Origin of the sequence: Rheinheimera sp. MM224 (assembly GCF_947090785.1) — a bacterium.
Classification (GTDB): Bacteria; Pseudomonadota; Gammaproteobacteria; order Enterobacterales; family Alteromonadaceae; genus Pararheinheimera.
Genome location: NZ_OX352320.1, coordinates 13,569 through 33,899, shown reverse-complemented (window position 1 = coordinate 33,899; position 20,331 = coordinate 13,569). Strand labels below are relative to the sequence as shown.

The 20,331-nt window shown below is 47.6% G+C and carries 20 protein-coding genes; 9 read left to right on the top strand and 11 right to left on the bottom strand.

All coding sequences use genetic code 11. The features are described 5' to 3' along the window. Window positions 1–11 precede the first annotated feature (11 nt). Entirely contained in the window at window positions 12–593 is a 582-nt protein-coding gene (locus tag OM978_RS00155; RefSeq protein ID WP_264344490.1) for a Sua5/YciO/YrdC/YwlC family protein, read from the bottom strand. 112 nt (window positions 594–705) lie between these two features. Between OM978_RS00155 and purE the strand changes: the two genes are divergently transcribed. Together purE and OM978_RS00145 are read left to right on the top strand one after the other, a co-directional pair. Beyond that, on the top strand, window positions 706–1,191 hold the full coding sequence (gene purE / locus OM978_RS00150) for a 5-(carboxyamino)imidazole ribonucleotide mutase (protein ID WP_233010009.1): 486 nt from the start codon (window positions 706–708) through the stop codon (window positions 1,189–1,191). 3 nt (window positions 1,192–1,194) lie between these two features. After that, the gene (locus tag OM978_RS00145; protein ID WP_264344488.1) at window positions 1,195–2,346 is read left to right on the top strand and encodes a 5-(carboxyamino)imidazole ribonucleotide synthase; all 1,152 of its coding nucleotides are present in this window, start codon (window positions 1,195–1,197) and stop codon (window positions 2,344–2,346) included. Window positions 2,347–2,414: 68 nt separating this feature from the next. Here the strand turns inward: OM978_RS00145 and OM978_RS00140 are convergent, their stop codons facing one another. Genes OM978_RS00140 through OM978_RS00125 form a run of 4 tightly spaced genes read right to left on the bottom strand, consistent with a single transcriptional unit; the run spans window position 2,415 to window position 5,756 of the window. Next, on the bottom strand, window positions 2,415–2,960 hold the full coding sequence (locus OM978_RS00140) for a type I DNA topoisomerase (protein WP_264344486.1): 546 nt from the start codon (window positions 2,958–2,960) through the stop codon (window positions 2,415–2,417). A gap of 48 nt (window positions 2,961–3,008) precedes the next feature. Next, window positions 3,009–3,482: a DUF494 family protein gene (locus OM978_RS00135; RefSeq protein WP_046519776.1), complete on the bottom strand. Its 474-nt coding sequence runs from the start codon at window positions 3,480–3,482 to the stop codon at window positions 3,009–3,011. 2 nt (window positions 3,483–3,484) lie between these two features. Next, a complete protein-coding gene (gene dprA / locus OM978_RS00130; protein ID WP_264344482.1) occupies window positions 3,485–4,576 on the bottom strand; it encodes a DNA-processing protein DprA in 1,092 nt (363 codons plus the stop codon). A 22-nt stretch (window positions 4,577–4,598) separates the two neighbouring features. Then, window positions 4,599–5,756 carry a LysM peptidoglycan-binding domain-containing protein gene (locus OM978_RS00125; RefSeq protein WP_264344480.1) on the bottom strand — a complete coding sequence of 386 codons (1,158 nt, stop codon included), beginning with the start codon at window positions 5,754–5,756 and terminating at the stop codon, window positions 4,599–4,601. A 121-nt stretch (window positions 5,757–5,877) separates the two neighbouring features. On the opposite strand from OM978_RS00125, the gene def reads away from it, so the two are divergent. From def to trkA, 4 genes are read left to right on the top strand one after another with little or no spacing between them, the layout of a single operon-like run. Next, window positions 5,878–6,384 carry a peptide deformylase gene (def, locus tag OM978_RS00120; protein ID WP_264344478.1) on the top strand — a complete coding sequence of 169 codons (507 nt, stop codon included), beginning with the start codon at window positions 5,878–5,880 and terminating at the stop codon, window positions 6,382–6,384. Between the two features lie 16 nt (window positions 6,385–6,400). Beyond that, entirely contained in the window at window positions 6,401–7,360 is a 960-nt protein-coding gene (gene fmt, locus OM978_RS00115) for a methionyl-tRNA formyltransferase (RefSeq protein WP_264344476.1), read from the top strand. Beyond that, entirely contained in the window at window positions 7,360–8,658 is a 1,299-nt protein-coding gene (rsmB, locus tag OM978_RS00110) for a 16S rRNA (cytosine(967)-C(5))-methyltransferase RsmB (protein ID WP_264344474.1), read from the top strand. Before fmt ends, rsmB begins: the two co-directional genes overlap by 1 nt. 12 nt (window positions 8,659–8,670) lie before the next feature. After that, window positions 8,671–10,047: a Trk system potassium transporter TrkA gene (gene trkA / locus OM978_RS00105; RefSeq protein WP_233010017.1), complete on the top strand. Its 1,377-nt coding sequence runs from the start codon at window positions 8,671–8,673 to the stop codon at window positions 10,045–10,047. 104 nt (window positions 10,048–10,151) lie between these two features. Here the strand turns inward: trkA and OM978_RS00100 are convergent, their stop codons facing one another. The 4 genes from OM978_RS00100 to OM978_RS00085 are packed head-to-tail and all read right to left on the bottom strand — an operon-like array spanning window position 10,152 to window position 15,551. Continuing rightward, complete coding sequence (locus OM978_RS00100) at window positions 10,152–11,603, bottom strand: TrkH family potassium uptake protein (RefSeq protein WP_264344471.1); 1,452 nt, start codon at window positions 11,601–11,603, stop codon at window positions 10,152–10,154. Then, window positions 11,603–12,241, bottom strand: coding sequence for an IMPACT family protein (locus OM978_RS00095; RefSeq protein ID WP_264344469.1), 639 nt, complete (start codon window positions 12,239–12,241; stop codon window positions 11,603–11,605). The genes OM978_RS00100 and OM978_RS00095 overlap by 1 nt, the downstream gene beginning before the upstream one ends. Window positions 12,242–12,250: 9 nt before the next feature. Beyond that, the gene (pepQ, locus tag OM978_RS00090) at window positions 12,251–13,573 is read right to left on the bottom strand and encodes a Xaa-Pro dipeptidase (protein WP_264344467.1); all 1,323 of its coding nucleotides are present in this window, start codon (window positions 13,571–13,573) and stop codon (window positions 12,251–12,253) included. Window positions 13,574–13,628: 55 nt separating this feature from the next. Further along, a complete protein-coding gene (locus OM978_RS00085) occupies window positions 13,629–15,551 on the bottom strand; it encodes a transglycosylase SLT domain-containing protein (RefSeq protein WP_264344465.1) in 1,923 nt (640 codons plus the stop codon). A 171-nt stretch (window positions 15,552–15,722) separates the two neighbouring features. On the opposite strand from OM978_RS00085, the gene fadB reads away from it, so the two are divergent. Continuing rightward, window positions 15,723–17,876 carry a fatty acid oxidation complex subunit alpha FadB gene (fadB, locus tag OM978_RS00080; protein WP_264344463.1) on the top strand — a complete coding sequence of 718 codons (2,154 nt, stop codon included), beginning with the start codon at window positions 15,723–15,725 and terminating at the stop codon, window positions 17,874–17,876. A 15-nt stretch (window positions 17,877–17,891) separates the two neighbouring features. Then, complete coding sequence (gene fadA / locus OM978_RS00075) at window positions 17,892–19,058, top strand: acetyl-CoA C-acyltransferase FadA (RefSeq protein WP_264344461.1); 1,167 nt, start codon at window positions 17,892–17,894, stop codon at window positions 19,056–19,058. A gap of 82 nt (window positions 19,059–19,140) precedes the next feature. Here the strand turns inward: fadA and OM978_RS00070 are convergent, their stop codons facing one another. Both OM978_RS00070 and OM978_RS00065 read right to left on the bottom strand, forming a co-directional pair. Further along, entirely contained in the window at window positions 19,141–19,458 is a 318-nt protein-coding gene (locus tag OM978_RS00070) for a nucleotidyltransferase family protein (protein WP_264344459.1), read from the bottom strand. After that, the gene (locus OM978_RS00065) at window positions 19,455–19,868 is read right to left on the bottom strand and encodes a nucleotidyltransferase substrate binding protein (protein WP_264344457.1); all 414 of its coding nucleotides are present in this window, start codon (window positions 19,866–19,868) and stop codon (window positions 19,455–19,457) included. The genes OM978_RS00070 and OM978_RS00065 overlap by 4 nt, the downstream gene beginning before the upstream one ends. Window positions 19,869–20,060: 192 nt before the next feature. Between OM978_RS00065 and tusA the strand changes: the two genes are divergently transcribed. Further along, the gene (gene tusA / locus OM978_RS00060; protein WP_264344455.1) at window positions 20,061–20,315 is read left to right on the top strand and encodes a sulfurtransferase TusA; all 255 of its coding nucleotides are present in this window, start codon (window positions 20,061–20,063) and stop codon (window positions 20,313–20,315) included. The last annotated feature ends 16 nt before the right edge of the window (window positions 20,316–20,331 follow it).

Sequence of the window (20,331 nt, the reverse complement as noted above, 5' to 3'; positions counted from 1 at the left end):
ACAGGCGGCGATTAACCCGCCCGATAAATATGGCCCGTAGTGATATCACGTATTTCTGACGGCACAGCGCGCCCACCTGTTGGCGCATCCACTATTACAGCAACTTTATCTGCCAGTTGCTGCTGAACTTCGACTGTGCTGCGACAAGGTTCCAGGCCAGATAAATTCGCGCTAGTGGATGTGATAGGTTTACCAAAAGCCAGACATAACTGCTGCACAACAGGGTGATCACAAACCCGAATCGCAACGCTATCAAACTGCCCTGTCAGCCAGTCGCTGCACAGATTCGAAGCAGGCACTACCCAGGTCACCGCAGCTTTGTCTTTGACACCTGCACTGTCGCGCCATGAGTCCAGCATCAACTGAGTTTGTTCTATGCTTAGCTTGTCGGCTGCAATATAAGGAATCAACTGGGAAAAGTCTGCAGCTATTAAGATTAAGCCCTTGGATTGTGGCCTTTGTTTGACCTGCAACAAGCTTTCGATGGCCAAACTATTATCCGGGTCGCAGCCGACTCCAAACACAGCTTCGGTTGGATAGGCAATCACCTGACCTTGTCGCAGGGCGTTAACGGCAGATTGGATATCTGTCACTTTTTTGAGTCCTGTATCTGAGGTTTTTGATCAAAAGTTTTCCTGGCAGCCGCCAGATGGCTATAATAGCGGCCTTATTATGCCAGTTCTTTGCAGCTTTAAGGAAACAACGATGAAAGTAGGTATTATCATGGGGTCTAAATCTGATTGGCCCACAATGAAAAACGCGGCCGATATGTTAGATCGTTTTCAAATTGCCTATGAAACTACTGTTGTTTCAGCTCACAGAACCCCTCAACTGCTGGCCGACTACGCTACTAATGCCGCAGGTCGTGGTTTAAAAGTGATTATTGCCGGTGCAGGTGGTGCAGCGCATTTACCTGGTATGGCAGCCGCTTTTACCAGCCTGCCAGTATTAGGTGTGCCAGTGCAGTCTAAAGCCTTAAAAGGTCTGGATTCCTTGTTATCCATAGTGCAAATGCCAAAAGGTGTTGCCGTGGGTACGCTGGCTATTGGTGATGCAGGTGCAGCCAATGCTGGCTTATTGGCAGCACAAATTCTGGCGACCTCTGATGCTGAGCTGATGAGCAAAATTGATGCCTTCCGTAAAGAACAAACCGACTCTGTATTGGCTCACCCGAATCCAGCCGAGGAATAATTGATGAAGGTTCTGGTTTTAGGTGCTGGTCAACTGGCTCGTATGATGAGTCTGGCAGGTACACCACTGAATTTAAAAGTCTCGGCTTATGATGTGAACAGCGACACTATTGTTGATCCTGTCACTCAGCAACAACTGGGGACAGGTCTGGCACAAGCTATTGCCAATGCAGATGTAATCACCTCTGAGTTTGAACATATCCCTTATCCGGTGCAGGAGCTTTGTCAGCAAAGCGGTAAGTTTTTACCAAACAGCACTGCGATAAAAGCAGGTGGCGATCGCCGTCAGGAAAAACAACTGCTGGATAAAGCGGGCGTGACCAACGCTGCTTATAAAATTGTCGTGACTGAACAGGATTTTTATCAGGCGATTGAACTGCTGGGTTTGCCACTGGTGCTGAAAAGCGCTTTGGCTGGGTATGACGGCAAAGGCCAATGGCGCTTAAAAACTCAGGCTGACGCGCAAGCGGTTTGGGCTGACATCCAGCAGTTTATGGCGGGCGCTGATCACACTTTACCTCAAGCTATAGTGGCGGAGCAGTTTGTTCGTTTTGACCGTGAAGTCAGTTTAGTTGGAGCCCGTAATCAGGCTGGCGATATGGTGGTCTACCCTCTGACGGAAAATCATCATGTAGCAGGTGTGCTGGCGGTATCGCTCGCTTTACCTGGTCAGCAGGAGTTGCAGCAACAAGCCAAACTGATGTTTGAAGCTGTAGCTAGCGCTTTGGATTACGTGGGTGTATTGGCACTGGAGTTTTTTCAGGTGGGAGACCAACTGCTGGTGAATGAGATAGCGCCACGGGTGCATAACTCAGGACACTGGACCCAACAAGGTGCCGACACCTGTCAGTTTGAAAACCATTTACGGGCTGTCTGTGGTTTGCCTTTGGGCAGCACAGCTTTAGTGCGTCCCACTTTGATGGTGAACATTCTGGGTGAAGATCATGTCAGCCCTGCAGTATTAAGCTTACCAAGCTGCCATTTGCACTGGTACGGCAAAGGCAAAAGACCAGGCCGCAAAATGGGCCATATCAATTTAAGCGCCACCAGCACCAGCGAACTGGCACAACGTTTTGATTTGCTGCGCCAACATTTACCAGAACAAGAATTCCCTGAACTGGATTTAGTGGCGGCACGCCTGAAGCAACTGCAATAGCAGATCTGCAGTTAGCAAAAAGGCCCTTGTGGGCCTTTTTTATTTGCCATCAATCCTTATACTGCGCTTTAACTGCCCTGCACTTTCTGACATTTCTTACTGGCGCAGAGTAACTTCACACCAGAAGCCGAAGGTTTTTCCATTAAAAGTGGATAATCGCAGAACTGGCACTGCCCTAAAACAGGCTTAAAATTCAGCAGGCATTTGCAGTCCGGATATCTGCTACAGCCATAAAAAGCCTTGCCATATTTACTGGTACGCTCCAGCAACTGACCTTTTTTGCATTCAGGACAAGGTACATCGCTGGGTTCAGGTTCATCGGCGTGCACTATAAAATCACAATGTGGATAATGGCTACAGCCAATAAACATACCATAGCGACCATTTTTAACCGCCAACTCGTTTCCGCATTCTGGACAAAGTTGATCCTCTAACACTTTTACCACTGTATTTTCATGTGGATGCAGCGCTTTCAGGTAATTACAGACCGGATAGTTACTACAGCCTAAAAAAGGCCCGTTTTTGCCACTTTTTATCTGCAAAGCATGGCCACACAGAGGACAAGGCTCTGCGGTTTTTTCGTGTTGAAAAAGTGTATCGTCAGACTGGGACATACAAAGGCCATAGAAGAAAACTGGCAGGATTATAACGAAAAAGGCCGCTTAATGCAGCGGCCCTGTAGGTTCGTCAAAAATAAGGTCTTCCATCTGGGCATAAGCATTTTCACGACCAGGCACATTAAACAGCACCATCAACACCACCCATTTTAAATCGTCCAGACTGACAGAACTCTGATCCAGGTCCATGACTCTGTCCAATACCATCTCGCGGGTGGGCGCATCCAGCACGTTGATTTGTTCCAGAAACAGCAGGAAACCCTGACACTCAGTCTCCAGCTTACGTTGCTCTTCCACAGTATAAATACGCACTGCGGTCGAATTCACTTTGGTTAAATAGGGCTTAACATGACTTTCCTGCAAGGCAGATAAAGAATCCAGCCAACGCAGGGCCTTAAAAATATCATCATCATGGAAACCAGCTTTGCTGAGCTCACGCTGCAGATCGGCATGATTCACATAAATTTCTGACTCGTTGTGGATGTAGTTTTCAAATAAATATATGAGGATATCAAACATAGTCAGGCCCTCCTCACTCTGATGTAACCACCAGGTACTGCTGCCACTTCACCGGCCAATTCCAGTTGAAGTAATTCAATTGAGACTTGCGCTACAGATAAACCACTACGTTCTGCTATACGATCAATCGCAGTGGCCTCATCACCTACGTTAGCCAACAAGCTGTCGTCAAACAAGTCCGTTTGTAAATTTTTTTCTTTGTCCTTTACAGTACTTAGACTGTTATTTTGCAAAAAGCTCCATTCTTCTATGATATCGGCCACACAAGTAGTTAATTTAGCACCTTGCTGAATTAACTGATGGCAGCCCGCCGCCTGTGGATTGTAGATAGAACCTGGGATCACAAAAAGCTCGCGACTGTACTCAGCGGCATAACCAGCGCTGATCAAAGAACCACTTTTAATAGCTGCTTCCACCACCAAAGTCCCTAAGCTTAATCCTACGACTATACGATTGCGCAGCGGGAAATGATCTCCTTTCGGTGGCACATCAGGTAAAAACTCAGAGACCAAAGCGCCGCTGGTGGCAATTTCCGCTGCCAGCTCTTTATGCTGCGCCGGATAAACCGTATCAAAACCATGGCCAAGTACAGCTATGGTATTACCCTGCACAGACAAAGCCCCTCTGTGGCTGCAACCATCTATACCTTTGGCCATACCGCTGGTGATAGTTAAACCTAAGCGGCATAAATCGGCGGCAAAGTTAAAGGCCACTTGTTTACCAGTGGCGGTGGGCTGACGACTACCCACTATTGCAATCTGTGCTTCATTTAACAAAGCCGGGTTACCTTTGATAAACAAAGCAAAAGGCGGCTGTTTAATCTGGCTGAGTAATTCAGGGTAAAGTGGGTCTGTGTAACGGATAAAATGGTGATCGGGGCTAGTTTGCAGCCACTCCAGGCAATGCTCAATACGCTGCGGCGTGATGGCTCTTTGACACTGGATTTGGCCTGCGGTAAAACCCAGCTGCTGCAGCTGGTGATCATCCAATTGATGGAAGTCAGCTGAAGAAACCAGCTCTGCCCACTGCTGATGCTTTAGCCTGTCCATAGACGGAATAGCAGCTAAACGTATCCAATGCTCGAGGTCATCCATGTTCCTCTCCTTTGCTGGAACATCAGAGATTACCTATTAAATCTCCGACCCGTACCGGTTGCTCTGTGCGTAATATCATCGCAAAACTACTGTGTTCACTCACTTTGACTATCATCAGCTGGCCCACTAATTCGGTGGGCATTTCATCGGCAGAACCGACCACTTCATGCAAAATACGCTGCAGCTTGTCGCTGTCTTCCGGATAAGAGGGTTTATCACCAAAATCTACCACAGCGGGTGACGGACGGAAGATCCCCAGCAGATGACCAGGTTGCAGCTGAGCATTCTGACCCTGGTTCAGCAGCACAATTTCGCCTTTGGCAAACTCGCGCCATTCAGATGCGCTATCCACTATCACTCCGGAGACTAAAGTTTCTGGCGATTGCAGCTGAAAAAAGTCCGGATACATCGACTGCTGTGGCATAGGCAATAAACGATCACCTTGTTTCACTTCCCGTCTGGATTTTTGCACTTCAATCCGACTGATTTGTTGCTCGTCTACCATAGCAGGAGGTAACACTTTTGCTTCTGCCAGTAATACGGCTTCATAACCCAAGACATCACCACTTTGTGGATCTTCGTAGACTTCACCCTGGCGGTAAATGCCATAACGCTGAGTTTGATCCAGCTCGCCCTGCACATAAAGCAGATGACCGGATACAGCGTTTTTCACATTGTCTTTTCCACCCAATACATAAGGCAGGCTTTCCAATTGGTCTTCAGAGACCAGTTGTTCTTCTGATAGAAAAGGCTCGATTCCGGCAAGCGAGACAGAAGGCACAGCTTTATCTGTTTTGGCCAACCGACGGATTTTTGGGGTTAATTTAATAGCACCTGCAGCTGCGGTATTGCTTTGAACTTGCGTAACTCCGGAGGTGGTGGCTGCCACTCGCTGACTATTTAACGTCAGTATCGGCTGGCCGTCGGCATCGAACTGTAAGTGCAACTCATCACCGGGGTAAATAAGATGTGGATTATTGACTTGTGGGTTTAACTTCCATAAACGTGGCCATAACCAGGGGTGTTGCAGATACAAACCAGCTATATCCCATAAGGTGTCGCCAGCTTTGACCTGATACAAGGTAGGCGCATCAGCCTTGAGTTTCAGCTCATCAGCCAGCAGAATAGTACTGAAAAACACAGAGAAGCTGACTAAAATAGCAAGAAGCTGCTGTCGCATAACACCATCCCCATCCGTACTTATAGTAATTCTTGCACACTAAGCTATTCATACTGTGCATAAATGGCTAAAATTAGACCATAGCACAGCCAATTGAACATAGACGACTTTTGTAGGTTCCATGACAGTATTAACAGTTTTACATTATCCAGACGACCGTTTACGCACAGTAGCCGCTGCTGTGCCTGAAGTTACGGCCGAAATTAAGCAACTGACAGCAGATATGCTGGACACTATGTATGCCGAAAATGGCATAGGCTTAGCCGCCACTCAGGTCAATGTGCACAAGCGTGTTGTCGTAATCGATATCTCAGAAAGCCGTGACGAGCCGATGATTTTTATCAATCCGGAAATCATTGCCAAAAGTGGTGACACTGAATACGAAGAAGGCTGTTTGTCTGTGCCGCAAAGCTACGCCAAAGTAGAACGCGCCGCAGCTGTGACAGTCAAAGCGCAAAACACCAAAGGCGAGTGGTTTGAAATTCAGGCTGAAGGTTTACTGGCGATTTGTTTACAGCACGAGCTGGACCATTTAATGGGCAAATTGTTTATTGATTATCTGTCACCGTTGAAACGTGACCGTATTAAGAAAAAGCTGGAAAAAGAAGCTCGCCTCGCAGCCCGTTAACCAAGCAGGAACTATTTTGACCACTCCTTTACGTATTATTTTTGCGGGCACACCAGATTTTGCTGCCCGCCATCTCGCCGCCCTGCTGGATTCTCCTCATCAGGTGATTGCCGTCTACAGCCAACCCGACAGACCTGCAGGTCGTGGTCATCAGCTACAACAAAGCCCGGTAAAACAACTAGCGCTGCAACACGATATTCCGGTGTATCAGCCGAAGTCGTTAAAAAAAGCTGCGGCTCAACAAGAATTAGCGGCGTTAAATGCTGATCTGATGATAGTGGTGGCTTATGGTTTGATCCTGCCACAAGCCGTGCTCGATGCACCACGTTTAGGTTGTATCAATGTGCATGGCTCATTATTACCACGCTGGCGTGGTGCAGCGCCTATTCAACGTGCCATTTGGGCAGGTGACGCCGAATCTGGCGTGACTATTATGCAGATGGATATAGGCCTGGATACCGGCGCTATGCTGAGCAAAGTCAGCACGCCTATAGCTGTGGATGAGACCAGCACCAGCTTGTATGACAAACTGGCCTTAACAGGCCCAGTCGCATTAGTAGAGGCTTTAGCCAATCTGGAAGCACTGCAGGCCAAAGCTCAGCCGCAACAGGATGAGTTAGCCAACTACGCTGAAAAGCTGTCAAAAGAAGAAGCTTTATTAGATTTCAGCAAACCAGCTATAGCGCTGGAGCGCGAAATCCGTGCTTTTAATCCCTGGCCTATCAGTTATCTGCAACTGGGTGCTCAGCAGCTGAAAATCTGGCGCGCTGTAACAGAGCCAGGCTCTGGTTTACCAGGTCAGGTACTGCGGGTGGATAAAAAAGGCATCGCCATTCAAACCTCTGATGGCGTATTGGTGATCACCGAATTACAACCTGCCGGCAAAAAAGCCATGAAAGTGATGGATTTCCTCAATGGCCGCGCAGACTGGTTTCAGCCAGGCCAGATGTTGAGCCCTGTTGATGGGCAGAGCTGATGAGTAAAAATTTACGCGCTCTGGCGGCAACAGCCTGTTATCAGGTGGTGGATCAGGGTAAATCCTTATCAGAGGTTCTGCATAAAGCTCAGCAAGAGCTGGACTCGCCTTTAGATAAAGCCCTGCTGCAAGAAATCTGTTTTGGTGTGATGCGCTATTTGCCTCAGCTGGAAACTGTCTGTCAGAAGCTGATGGATAAACCGCTGGTCAAACACCTGCGCCCGCTGCAGTTTTTAATTTACGTTGGTTTGTATCAGCTGAAATTTTTGCGCGTACCAGACCATGCCGCCATAGGCGAAACAGTGGAAGCGGCCCGTGAATTAAAAGGTCAAAGCCTGACGGGTTTAATTAACGCCGTATTACGTTCAGTACAGCGTAAACCTGAAGTTTTTGATTTTCAGGACGCACCTTTACCAGTCCAGTATAACCACCCAAGCTGGATCATCACCCAGCTGCAACACGCTTACCCAGAGCAGTGGCAGCAAATACTTGATGAAAATCAGCAAAAAGCCCCCTTGTGGCTGAGGGTAAATCAGTTACGCACAACACCCGAAGCTTATCTGGCAGCTCTTGCCGCTGAAGGCATCGCTGCCAGTCAGCCTTTTGCTTATTTGCCTTGTGCCTTATTGCTTGAACAAGCTTCTGATGTGAGCTTATTACCAGGTTATGCCGATGGCTGGTTTTCAGTGCAGGATGGCGCAGCTCAGCATGCCGCTTATTTCCTTGGCGCACGCAATAAAGATTCGGTATTAGATGCCTGCTGTGCTCCAGGTGGCAAAACCTGCCATATTCTGGAACTGGCGCCAGAAGCCGATGTATTAGCGCTGGATAAAGACCCACGCCGTTTAGACAGGGTATACGACAATCTGGACCGCTTAGGTTTAGATGCCCGTGTGATGGCTGCTGACGCTGCAGATCCGGACGACTGGGCAGGCTTTCAGACCTTTGACCGTATATTGCTGGATGTGCCATGTTCGGCTACCGGCGTGATCCGTCGTCACCCTGATATTCGCTGGTTACGGAAAAAAACCGATATAGCGCCATTAGTCGAGTTGCAGCAACAAATTCTGCGCAAGATCTGGCCTTTATTAAAACCTGATGCCGAATTGTTGTATGCCACCTGCTCTGTGTTACCGGAAGAAAACCTGCAACAAATCCAGGCCTTTTTAGCAGACTACCCAGATGCAAAATTAATCCCGTTGGCCGACAGTCACCCGGATTTGCACTGGCAAATTTTGCCGGGACAGCAGCAGATGGATGGTTTCTTTTATGCCAAACTTCGCAAGACAAAGCGGTAACGCAGAGGCTTTATGAAAATTATAATTCTGGGTGCAGGTCAGGTTGGTGGCACTTTAGCGGAAAACCTGGTTGGTGAACAAAACGACATTACTGTCGTCGACACCAATATTGAAAAGCTACGTGCCCTGCAAGACAGATACGATTTGCAGGTGGTGCATGGCCATAGTGCGCACCCGGATATATTAAAACGTGCCGGTGCTGAAGACGCCGATATGATTATTGCGGTCACCAGCAGCGACGAAGTGAATATCGTCGCTTGTCAGGTGGCCTACAGTATTTTTAATACTCCGCTGAAAATTGCCCGTATCCGTACCAACCAGTATCTGAAATACCGCGACCAGTTGTTTAACAAAGACGATATGCCGGTCGATCACTTTATTTCCCCTGAAACCCTGGTTACCGACTATATCAAACGTCTGATCGACTACCCTGGTGCTTTGCAGGTGGTGGAATTTGCCGAAGGCCGGGTTAGTTTAGTAGCGGTAAAAGCCTATTATGGTGGTTTATTGGTAGGTCACGCTTTATCCACCTTAAAACAGCATATGCCGCATGTGGATGCCCGTGTTGCCGCTATCTACCGTCGTGGTCACGCTATTAAGCCTTTAGGCACTACGGTGATAGAAGCAGATGATGAAGTGTTTTTTGTCGCCGCCACTAAGCATATTCGCGCTGTAATGAGCGAGCTGCAAAAGCTGGAGAAAAGCTATCACCGCATTATGATCGCAGGTGGTGGTAATGTCGGTTATGGTTTGGCTCGTGCTTTAGAGAAGAACCATAGCGTGAAGCTGATCGAACGCAGTAAAGAGCGCGCCGAATACCTGTCCAGCGCTTTGGACAATACTGTGGTTTATATTGGTGACGCTTCAGACCCAGAGCTGCTGGAAGAAGAAAACATCGAGCAGGTCGACGTGTTTTTAGCCGTCACCAATGACGATGAAGCCAATATTATGTCGGCCATGCTGGCCAAACGTATGGGCGCACAAAAAACCATGGTGCTGATTAAACGCGGCGCTTATGTCGATTTACTGCAAGGTGGCGAAGTCGATATAGCGGTATCGCCGCAGCAAGCGACTATTTCAGCCCTGCTGACTCATATCCGTCGCGGTGACATAGTGAACGTTTACTCACTGCGCAGAGGCGCTGCTGAAGCCATTGAGGCTGTAGCTCATGGTGATAAATCGACGTCAAAAGTGGTAGGTCAGGCTATAGGCCAAATCAAACTACCGCCTGGCGCGACCATAGGCGCCATAGTGCGTGGCGACGAAGTCTTAATAGCTCACGATAACGTAGTGATTGAAACTGACGATCATGTGATTTTATTTTTGGTGGATAAAAAGTACATCACCGAAGTAGAACGCTTATTCCAGGTCAGCGCGATATTTATTTAATACCCAGCTTATACCTGCACCACAAGGGCGCGGTTTATCCCCGCCCCTCTCTAAAATTCCAAATTGATGTCGAAAAAGATTGGCCTGCAAGGACGACGGGAGATCTAATCCTTCCAGAAGACGGCAGTGAATAATACCAGCAAGGTGAATACTTCCAGACGACCGAAGATCATCGCCATAATCAGCACCCATTTACCGGCATCCGGCACTGACGCGAAATTGGCTGCCACTTCCCCTAAGCCAGGCCCTAAGTTATTTAAACAGGCCGCTGTGGCGGTAAAAGCGCTGATATTGTCCATACCGACCAACAGCAACAACAACATAATCACCACAAAGACAAAAGTGTAAGCGGCAAAAAAGCCCCAGACAGCTTCGACTATCCGATCCGGCACTGGCCGACGACCGAGTTTAATGGAATACACAGCACGTGGATGCACTAAACGGTTCAGCTCTCTTTTACCTTGCAGGAATAACAACATCACCCGCACTACTTTTAAACCACCAGCAGCAGAACCAGCACAACCACCGATAAAGCTGGCGAAAATTAACAGAATAGGCAAAAACAACGGCCAGCTGGAAAAGCTTGCGGTGGAGAAGCCTGCTGTAGTCGACATAGACACAGACTGAAACAAACCATGGTTTAAGGCACTTTGCCAGTCAGGATAAATTTGCTCTTCCAACAGCACCAGAAAACAGATCACCATCAACGCCAGTTGAATAGCAACAAAGGCTTTAAATTCAGGATCGCGCCAATAGGTTCTAATGTTTTTGCCTCTTACCGCGGCAAAGTGCAGAGGGAAATTGACTGAACTAATCAATAAAAAGATGGCACAAATCATATTAATACTGACGCTGTTAAAGTAGCCAATACTAGCGTCGTAGGTAGAAAAACCACCTACAGCGACGGTAGAAAAAGCATGGCAAATCGCATCAAAAACACTCATACCCGCGACATAAAAAGATACAGCACAAGCGATAGTAATCCCCAGATAGATAAACCACAGATGCTTAGCCGTATCAGCAATACGGGGCGTCATTTTGTTATCTTTCACCGGACCCGGAGTTTCAGCCCTGTACAACTGCATGCCCCCTACCCCTAACATCGGCAGAATAGCCACAGCTAATACGATGATCCCCATACCGCCAAACCACTGCATTTGCTGGCGGTAATACAAAATCGCTTTGGGCAGACTTTCTAAACCGGTCAGCACTGTAGCGCCTGTGGTGGTTAAGCCTGAAAAAGACTCAAACATACTGGCCGCCAGATTCATATCAGGATTTTCTGTCAGCCAGAAAGGTAAGGCACCTACTGCACCTAATACGGTCCAGAACAACACCACTATTAAAAAGCCTTCCCGCACTTTCAGTTCAGATTTCTCATTGCGGTTTGGATACCAAACGACAAAACCAATCAACAAGGACAGGAAAAAAGACAATAAAAAAGGTACGCCAGCACCGTCCTGATACCAATAGGCAACAAAGGCTGGTGGCAACATGGTAATACTGAAGATGGTAACCAGCAGACCTAAAATACGGATGATGGAACGGTATTGCATCAGGAATCCTGCTCTGACGGGTTATGCCACATCAAGGTGGCTTGCGGTTCTTTGAGTCTGAGTATGGTCTGCATAAACTGCTGTTCAAATTCCTGTTGGTCGCTTTGAGCGATACGTACTGTTAATCGCACTTGCTGGTCAAACTCTTGCTGGTCTATCAACCAGCGGTTTTGCCACAGGCGCTGTATGGCTTCAAAAACGGCATAAGGCATAGACAAAGTGGCCTGATGCCGTATAGGTATAAATTCGCGTTGTGCCAGCGTCAGAGCTTGTCGTACTGCATCACTGTAAGCACGGACTAATCCGCCAGTGCCCAGCTGAATGCCGCCATAATAACGTACTACAGTCGCACAAAGCCCTACCATGCCAGAGCCTTGCAATACAGCCAACATAGGTTTGCCTGCGGTACCAGAAGGTTCACCGTCATCACTGAAGGCTTGCGGCTGACCTGTTGCACCTGCAGGCAACAGCATAGCACTGCAGACATGAGCTGCTTGTGGATGTTGCTGCTTTTGCTGACGAATAATCTGCTGGCCTTCTGCCAGACTTTGTATCGGCCATAAAGTACATAAAAAACGGCTGCGTTTGATTTCTTGCTCAGACGAAGCCGTTTTAGCCAATACCCAACAACCGGACATCAAAACACCTTAAGCCAGCTTCAGCTCACGGGTCATATTTTCATTGCGGTCTTTGTGCACTATGACGTTATCTTCAATACGGATACCGCCGTATTTACGGAATTCAGCCACTTTGTCCCAGTTCACCGCTTTACCATGGGCAGTTTCTTTTAAATCAGCTAATAAAGAGTCAATAAAATACAAACCAGGCTCTATGGTAAAGACCATGTTGGCTTCGACCAGACGAGTGGTACGCAGGAATGGATGATCAGCAGGAGCAGCCACATGAGTACCACGTTCATCGGCCATAAAACCACCAACATCATGCACCTGTAACCCAAGGTGATGACCTAAACCATGCGGGAAGAAAGTACGGCTGATACCGGATTCAAGAATGCCTTCAGCGGACATCTGTACAAAGTTAAAGTCGGCCAGAATCCTGGCAATATGCTGATGAGCTTCGATATGTAAATCCGGGTATTTGATGCCAGGTTTTAAGCCATCTACCAGTTTGAGTTCACTATCCGTCATGGCATTGATCAGTGCAGCGAATTCGTCGTCTAAAAAGCTATAAGTACGAGTAATATCAGCGGCATACCCATGGAAACTGGCACCAGCGTCTATTAAAAACGAATGGAATTGGTCCGGTTTTTTTCGCTCTAAAGCTGTGTAATGCAAAATAGCCGCGTTTTGATTCAGCGCTATGATATTGCCGTAAGGCACTTCGTTTTCGCCCTGACCCACAGCAGCCAGATACGCCAGTTGAATATCAAACTCTGAACCACCCGCCATAAAAGTAGCTTTGGCAGCGTTGTGCCCTGCCACTGCAATGCTGTTCGCCTGACGCATACAAGAGAGCTCGTAGTCAGTTTTGTAAGCACGGTGGTAATGCAGGTAACAGATCACGCCTTCAGGGTTAATCTCGCTAAACCCAAGGGCTGTTGCGACTTCAATATGTTCACCCAGATACGCCATGCGGCCTTTGTCATAAGGCAAAATACGCTCAACCTGATTGGCCTTTTCCAGAATTTGAATATCAAAAAAACCAGACCAGAATGAATCAGGAGCGTCAGGCACTTTATGCCAAAAGTCTTTTGGCAGATAAAACGCCAGCTTAGGTTTATTCACACCATCGACAATCAACCAGCAATTCGGGTTGTCTACCACTGGGATCCAGGCTTTAAATAACGGATTTACTTTAAAGGGATAATCCATGTCATCAAGGAATTGGCGTTTGGCCTGGCCTGAGTGGATCACTAAAGCGTCCAGATTCTCGCGGGCTAATACGGCTTTAGTGCGTTGCTGCAACACAAATAAATGAGCGGCGTAAAGTTCTTGATAAGCTGGACGCATAAATTCGGATCCCAATAAATATTTATTAATTCAAAGCCATTGTACCACGAGAGCCTTAGCCCTCGATCCCTACCCGCATCTCGGCCAGAGGCTCAAAAATATGCTGGCTTTTCTGCATTTTTAAGCTGTAGATCTGGTAATACATCATGACGTTTTTGACATAGTCACGGGTTTCTTTAAAAGGAATAGTCTCTACCCAGATATCCAGCGGCACTGACCCATCTTTTGGGATCCAGGATTTCACTCTGCTATAACCGGCGTTATAAGACGCCGTGGCAAAGACCACATTGTTGTCAGTACTTTTCATCAGGTAATTCAGATAATAAGTACCGTAATTAATATTGGTGACCGGATTGTACAACTGCTCAACAGGGACACGACGACCGGTAATATGTTTGGCGGTTGCTGGCATAATTTGCATCAGACCATGAGCGCCAACAGGCGATTTAGCCGTTGGAATAAAAGTACTTTCACGCCGAGCTATCGCCATAGCCCAGGCCGGATCGACCTTGGCCTTTTTCGAATAGGTTTGAATTTCTTTGTTAAAGGCCATAGGGAAACGTAAATCTACATCGTCCCAATAACCCGCTTTGGCCAGAGCTACTATAGCGTTGTCGTACCAACCCCACTCAAAGGCCAGTTTAGCGGCACTGTATTTTTGCAAGTCACTGCCATATTGCTGTAAATGCGTCAGTTCACGTTTGGCCGCATTAGGTCGTTTTATTGCTTGCCATTCTTTCATCCGACGCACTGGTGCACTGCTTTTAAAAGCTAAAAAGTCGGTAGCGGATACTGGCACTGGTTTATGCGCCAGACTAGGTGGCTGACCTAAATGAGCAGCAGCCAGATAACCGTAATAACTACGCAGCTTTGCCAGTTGCTGATAAATATGCACTGAGGATTCTTTTAAGTTCACTTGCTGATAAGCGCGGGCTAACCAGTATTGGCTCGAGTCTTCTTCGGCCAGCTCTGTGGGTAAAGCCTTTACCGCTTCAATGACGGCGTACCAGTCCTTTTTGCGTAACAGACTGGCTAATTGCCACTGCACAAATAACTTATCTTTGTATTCATTGGGCACTATGGCGATAAATTTATCAGCACGGGGATCGTTTTTACTGGCTAAGGCTATAGCAATCTGACGAGCCGTCACAGCACGGTTTTCGTTGCTGAAAGCCGGGTCATGCGCAAATCTGTTCCAGACATCAATGGCCTGTTCTGGCTTTTTCCAAACCAGCTTTTGTATACCATAAGCGGCTAAATCACGCTCCAGCGGGCTACGCAGTGGCAGGAAGTTTTTGCGGTACACCAAGGACGGGTTATCCATCACCTGCACCCACTTTTCAGCCAGGTACTTCTGATTGTTGGGCAACAAGCTGCGTAAATAAGGCAACATGCGCTGATTGTCGGCTTTTACTGCAGCTAATACACGCTGCCAGACAGCATCTGGTGTACGCTGACCGGCTTTACGCCAGCGGTCAAAAATAGGGTCGCATTCATCAGGTCGCGCTTTGCCTACCGCCCATAAATCACGCACTGCAGGCCATACAGCTACTGGCTTTTCCAGCACCAGCCGCATTTCCAGCGCCTTACAATCTAAGCTCACATCCGAGCCATATTGATAGTTTTTCAGAAAAAGCTGAGCTTGCTGACGGTCCGCCAGATAAATCAGCCAGCGTTTGCGTAAGGTTCGTTCCAGTGGGGTGCCCTGATGCTCTTGCATAAAACGCACGACTTCACCTGTTTCATCCAGCGATTTGCTGAGCCATTCCAGCTCCAGATAAGGCTGCAGCGGATAAGCCTGCATTTCTTTTAAGACTTTTTTGGCCTGGGCATCGGTCAGTTTATGAATATTTTTTTCAGCCAGTTCAAAACGCTTACGCATGCCCTCATTAATGGCATGGGCAGGAAAAACGACGGACAAGGCGGCGGTTGCCAGCAACCAAAGCGATGGACGGAAAACAGAGGAGAAACGCCACATACAAATATTTACCACCTATAGTTACTGGAACATCTATCGCAAATTCAAACAAGTGTTTAAATAACGGTTGAAATTTTTACTGAACCGCGACACACTGACTCTGCAATAGACTCATCTTACCAGTTGCGAATAAAAGCAATAGTCCACCATGTGGGACGAAGGAGAACATTCATGATCTACCAGAGTAACAGCATCACCGTCGCCTATCTGGCGGATGGTATTGCCGAGTTTACCTTTAATGCTACCGGTTCAGTTAATAAATTTGACCAACAAACCTTAGCAGATTGTCGCGCCGCTTTGAATCTGCTGCATGCAGATAAAAACCTGAAAGGCGTGATTTACACCTCAGGAAAAGACGCTTTTATCGTAGGCGCTGATATTACTGAGTTTTTAGGTACATTCCAGCAGCCTGAAGCTGAACTTATCCCCTGGATCAAATCTGCCTCTGACGTGTTTGACCTGGCTGAAGATTTACCAGTTCCAACCATTGCTGCTATTCGTGGTTTTGCCTTAGGTGGTGGTTTCGAGTGGACCTTAACAGCAGACTACCGTGTGGCCGATACCACAGCCAAAGTAGGTTTACCTGAAGTGAAACTGGGCTTAATGCCAGGTTTCGGCGGTTCAGTACGTTTACCTCGCATTATTGGTGCTGACGGTGGTATGGAGTGGATCACCACAGGCAAAGAACGTGGCGCTGACGCTGCGTTAAAAGAAGGCGCTATCGACGCCGTTGTTGCTCCGGAAAAATTAAAAGACGCTGCGTTGTCGATGATCAAGGATGCCATAGCAGGCAAACTGAACTGGCAGAAAAAACGCGCCGCCAAATTACAGCCACTGAAGCTGAATAAAACTGAAGCCATGATGAGCTTCAACACCGCCAAAGGTATGGTGTTTGCCAATGCAGGTAAACATTACCCTGCTCCTATGGTGGCTGTAGAAACTATTGAAGCCGCAGCCCGCTTAGACCGTGCTGGTGCTGTGGCTTTAGAAAACGCTTCTTTTGCCAAGCTGGCAAAAACTACAGCTGCTGCTGCCCAGATTGGTTTATTCCTCAACGACCAGTTGATCAAAGGCAAAGCGAAAAAAGCCGCCAAAGTAGCAACCAAAGAAATTAAGAAAGCAGCCGTTTTAGGTGCAGGCATTATGGGTGGCGGTATCGCTTACCAGTCTGCACTGAAAGGTGTGCCAGTGGTAATGAAAGACATAGCCGACAAAGCTTTAGAGCTGGGTATGGGCGAAGCCACTAAGCTGCTGAACAAGCAGGTTGAACGCAAAAAATTAGATGCCGTTGGCATGGCAAAAGTGATTGCCAGTATTCAGCCAACCTTGAGCATGGAACCGGTAAAAAGCGTTGATATAGTGGTAGAAGCCGTTGTTGAAAACCCGAAAATCAAAGGCGCTGTATTAAAAGAAGTCGAAGAATTAGTAGCGGCTGACGCCATTATTACTTCAAACACTTCGACTATCTCCATTGATTCTTTAGCGGCCAACTTAAAAGATCCAAGCCGCTTCTGCGGTATGCACTTCTTTAACCCAGTGCATCAAATGCCATTGGTTGAAGTCATTCGTGGTAAAGACACCAGCGAAGAAACAGTAGCTGCAGTAGTGGCGTACGCTGCCAGAATGGGTAAATCCCCTATTGTGGTCAATGACTGCCCTGGTTTTTATGTCAACCGCGTCTTGTTCCCTTACTTTGCAGGTTTCAGCAAACTGGTATTAGACGGTGCTGACTTTGCAAAAGTAGACAAAGTGATGGAAAAAACCTTCGGCTGGCCTATGGGCCCTGCTTACTTGCTGGACGTGGTTGGTTTAGATACAGCTTTCCACTGCACAGACGTGATGGCTGCTGGTTTCCCAACCCGTATGGGCAAAGTGGAAAACGACCCTGTCGCTCTGATGTATCAGGCGCAGCGTTATGGTCAGAAAAACGGTGTAGGTTTCTATGCGTACAGCAAAGACGCTAAAGGCAAACCGAAAAAAGATTCTGATGCCGTATCCTATGACTTACTGGCCAAAGCTGGTGCTTCAGGCGTGGAATTCAGCGCGGACGACATTATTGCCCGCTGTATGGTGCCAATGATTAACGAAGTGATCCGCTGCTTAGAAGAAGGCATAGTTGCCAGCGCTGCAGAAGCTGATATGGGCTTAATTTATGGTTTAGGTTTCCCTCCGTTCCGTGGTGGCCCGTTGCGTTATGCCGACACCATTGGTCTGGCGAACTTTGTTGCTTTAGCTGACAAATACGCCCACTTAGGTGAAATCTATCAGGTAACAGACAAAACCCGCGCCATGGCAGCTTCTGGTGCCGTGTTCTACCCGGTTTAAGGCGGAGAGAAACAAATGAAACAAGCAGTGATCGTTGATTGTATCCGTACCCCTATGGGTCGTTCTAAAGCAGGTATCTTCCGCAACGTGCGTGCAGAAGAATTATCCGCTTATGTGATGGCCGCTCTGGTTGAACGTAACCCGGCTTTAAACCCAGCCGAAATTGACGACGTGATCTGGGGTTGTACCCAACAAACTCTGGAACAAGGTTTTAACGTCGCCCGTAATTCTGCTTTATTAGCAGGTCTTCCGCATTCAGTGCCGGCTGTGACGGTCAACCGCCTTTGCGGTTCATCGATGCAGGCCTTACACGACGCAGTACGTGCCATTCAAACCGGCATGGGCGAGGTGTATTTAATTGGTGGTGTGGAACATATGGGCCACGTGCCAATGACTCACGGTGTGGATTTTCACCCTGGTTTAGGCAAAAACATCGCCAAAGCCGCAGGTATGATGGGTTTAACAGCTGAACTCTTAGGTAAACTGCATGGCATCAGCCGTCAGCAACAAGACGAGTTTGGTGCCCGCTCACACCGTTTAGCTCATGAAGCAACTATACAGGGGCGTTTCAAAAACGAAATTATTCCGGTAGAAGGCCATGACGCTGATGGCGTATTAAAAGTATTTGATACCGACGAAGTGATACGTCCAGAAACCACAGTGGAAACACTGGGTGCTTTACGTCCGGTATTTGACCCGGCCAATGGTACTGTCACAGCCGGTACTTCTTCTGCTTTATCTGACGGTGCTTCTGGCATGCTGGTGATGAGCGAAGAAAAAGCCAAAGCCTTAGGCTTAAAAATCCGTGCCAAAGTCATTGGTATGGGCGTAGCTGGTTGTGACCCGTCTATTATGGGTTACGGTCCGGTTCCGGCCACGAAAAAAGCGTTAAAAGCTGCAGGTATCACTATTGCTGATATCGACTACGCCGAGTTAAACGAAGCTTTCGCTGCTCAGGCTCTGCCAGTAATGAAAGACTTAGGTTTACTGGAGGTGATGGATAGCAAAGTGAACTTAAACGGTGGCGCCATAGCCCTCGGTCACCCGCTGGGCTGCTCTGGTTCACGTATCAGCACCACGCTGATCAACGTGATGGAAGACAAAGGCGGCAAATACGGCTTAGCCACTATGTGTATCGGCTTAGGCCAGGGCATAGCGACAGTGTTTGAAAGAGTCGAATAAATACCAGCAGTTAGCTGTTGAATAACAGGGTTGGTTTTGGCCAGCCCTTTTAATTTGTATTTTGAAATACAGCTGCGAGAATTTAAAACACTAGAGCCTGAACTTTTACTTTCTGCTGATCGATCACGGCCCTGAACTCCGGGCTTGTTGTCGACCAATCCACAATATCTACTTTCCACGGTAAATCAGACTCGGAGAAGGCTTCGCTTAAACTGGCCATTAAGGCTAAAGACAAAGGGTGCTGCGACATAATCACCAAATCTAAATCAGAAAAAGGTTTTGCTACTTCTTTAACACGTGAACCAAAAGCCCAGACTTCACAGGAAGGCACCAGTTGTCGCAATATCTGCTGCACTATAGCCAAATGTTCAGAACTGATATCTAACTGACTAATGCTCATGCCATTCTCTTTTGTAACTGCTCAGATAAATGACTAGCTTCAGCTAAAAATTTTGGAATACCTGCTACCACTTCTAAAGCCACAGCTTCATCGTAGCTATGACTGGTTTTGCCACGCATTTCACGATACAAACGCCAGTCCGGCCAGCTTCCGAGTAATAAACCCTGCTCGTTACCAGTGCGGATCAAATCCTGAAAAGGCATCTGATCAAATAGCTCAGGAGTCGCGGACGCCATTTCCAGATAACGCTTCAGCATTTTATGGCTGATTTCATAGGTAAACTCAAAACGCTGCACCAGACCATCGCGAATTTGCGTGTCACTTATATCTTGCTGATACCTTAACCAACCTTCATGCAGCCTATTGGTGGCATTATGCAAAGGGGTGAGATCGAGCACCAAATCATTCATCAGCTAAGTCCTGTATCAAGCCTTGTCACAACAGCAGGTGTAGGCGAAATTAACGCTATGCTAGCGTAATTTGCTGCCTTTTGCCCTATCTTAGCCTGAAGTTGGAGTTTTCGCCTAAATCCGGCTTTTCAGCACGAATAAGCTAAGTTAGCATAAGCGCCCTTTTAGTCTGAAAGCTGTGGAGCCCGAGCCATGTCGAACCCTGAACAGTTATTTTTAGCAGCCGATCAGCAGCTGGATACTTTAGGTTTACGTTGCCCTGAACCTGTGATGTTAACCCGATTGACCATCCGTAAGATGACGGCGGGCCAGACGCTATTAATTACCGCTGACGATCCGGCTACCACCCGAGATATACCGGCTTTTTGCCGTTTTATGGAGCATGAGCTGGTGGCCAGCGATACCAGTGTCGAACCTTTCCGCTATTTAGTAAAAAAATCAGGCTAAGGCACGAATTTCCAGC

Coding starts and splice junctions, on each gene's coding strand:
- purE (WP_233010009.1), top strand. CDS start 706: ATGAAAGTAGGTATTATCATGGGGTCTAAATCTGATTGGCCCACAATG.
- OM978_RS00145 (WP_264344488.1), top strand. CDS start 1,195: ATGAAGGTTCTGGTTTTAGGTGCTGGTCAACTGGCTCGTATGATGAGT.
- OM978_RS00140 (WP_264344486.1), bottom strand. CDS start 2,960: ATGTCCCAGTCTGACGATACACTTTTTCAACACGAAAAAACCGCAGAG.
- OM978_RS00135 (WP_046519776.1), bottom strand. CDS start 3,482: ATGTTTGATATCCTCATATATTTATTTGAAAACTACATCCACAACGAG.
- dprA (WP_264344482.1), bottom strand. CDS start 4,576: ATGGATGACCTCGAGCATTGGATACGTTTAGCTGCTATTCCGTCTATG.
- OM978_RS00125 (WP_264344480.1), bottom strand. CDS start 5,756: ATGCGACAGCAGCTTCTTGCTATTTTAGTCAGCTTCTCTGTGTTTTTC.
- def (WP_264344478.1), top strand. CDS start 5,878: ATGACAGTATTAACAGTTTTACATTATCCAGACGACCGTTTACGCACA.
- rsmB (WP_264344474.1), top strand. CDS start 7,360: ATGAGTAAAAATTTACGCGCTCTGGCGGCAACAGCCTGTTATCAGGTG.
- trkA (WP_233010017.1), top strand. CDS start 8,671: ATGAAAATTATAATTCTGGGTGCAGGTCAGGTTGGTGGCACTTTAGCG.
- OM978_RS00100 (WP_264344471.1), bottom strand. CDS start 11,603: ATGCAATACCGTTCCATCATCCGTATTTTAGGTCTGCTGGTTACCATC.
- OM978_RS00095 (WP_264344469.1), bottom strand. CDS start 12,241: ATGTCCGGTTGTTGGGTATTGGCTAAAACGGCTTCGTCTGAGCAAGAA.
- pepQ (WP_264344467.1), bottom strand. CDS start 13,573: ATGCGTCCAGCTTATCAAGAACTTTACGCCGCTCATTTATTTGTGTTG.
- OM978_RS00085 (WP_264344465.1), bottom strand. CDS start 15,551: ATGTGGCGTTTCTCCTCTGTTTTCCGTCCATCGCTTTGGTTGCTGGCA.
- fadB (WP_264344463.1), top strand. CDS start 15,723: ATGATCTACCAGAGTAACAGCATCACCGTCGCCTATCTGGCGGATGGT.
- fadA (WP_264344461.1), top strand. CDS start 17,892: ATGAAACAAGCAGTGATCGTTGATTGTATCCGTACCCCTATGGGTCGT.
- OM978_RS00070 (WP_264344459.1), bottom strand. CDS start 19,458: ATGAGCATTAGTCAGTTAGATATCAGTTCTGAACATTTGGCTATAGTG.
- OM978_RS00065 (WP_264344457.1), bottom strand. CDS start 19,868: ATGAATGATTTGGTGCTCGATCTCACCCCTTTGCATAATGCCACCAAT.
- tusA (WP_264344455.1), top strand. CDS start 20,061: ATGTCGAACCCTGAACAGTTATTTTTAGCAGCCGATCAGCAGCTGGAT.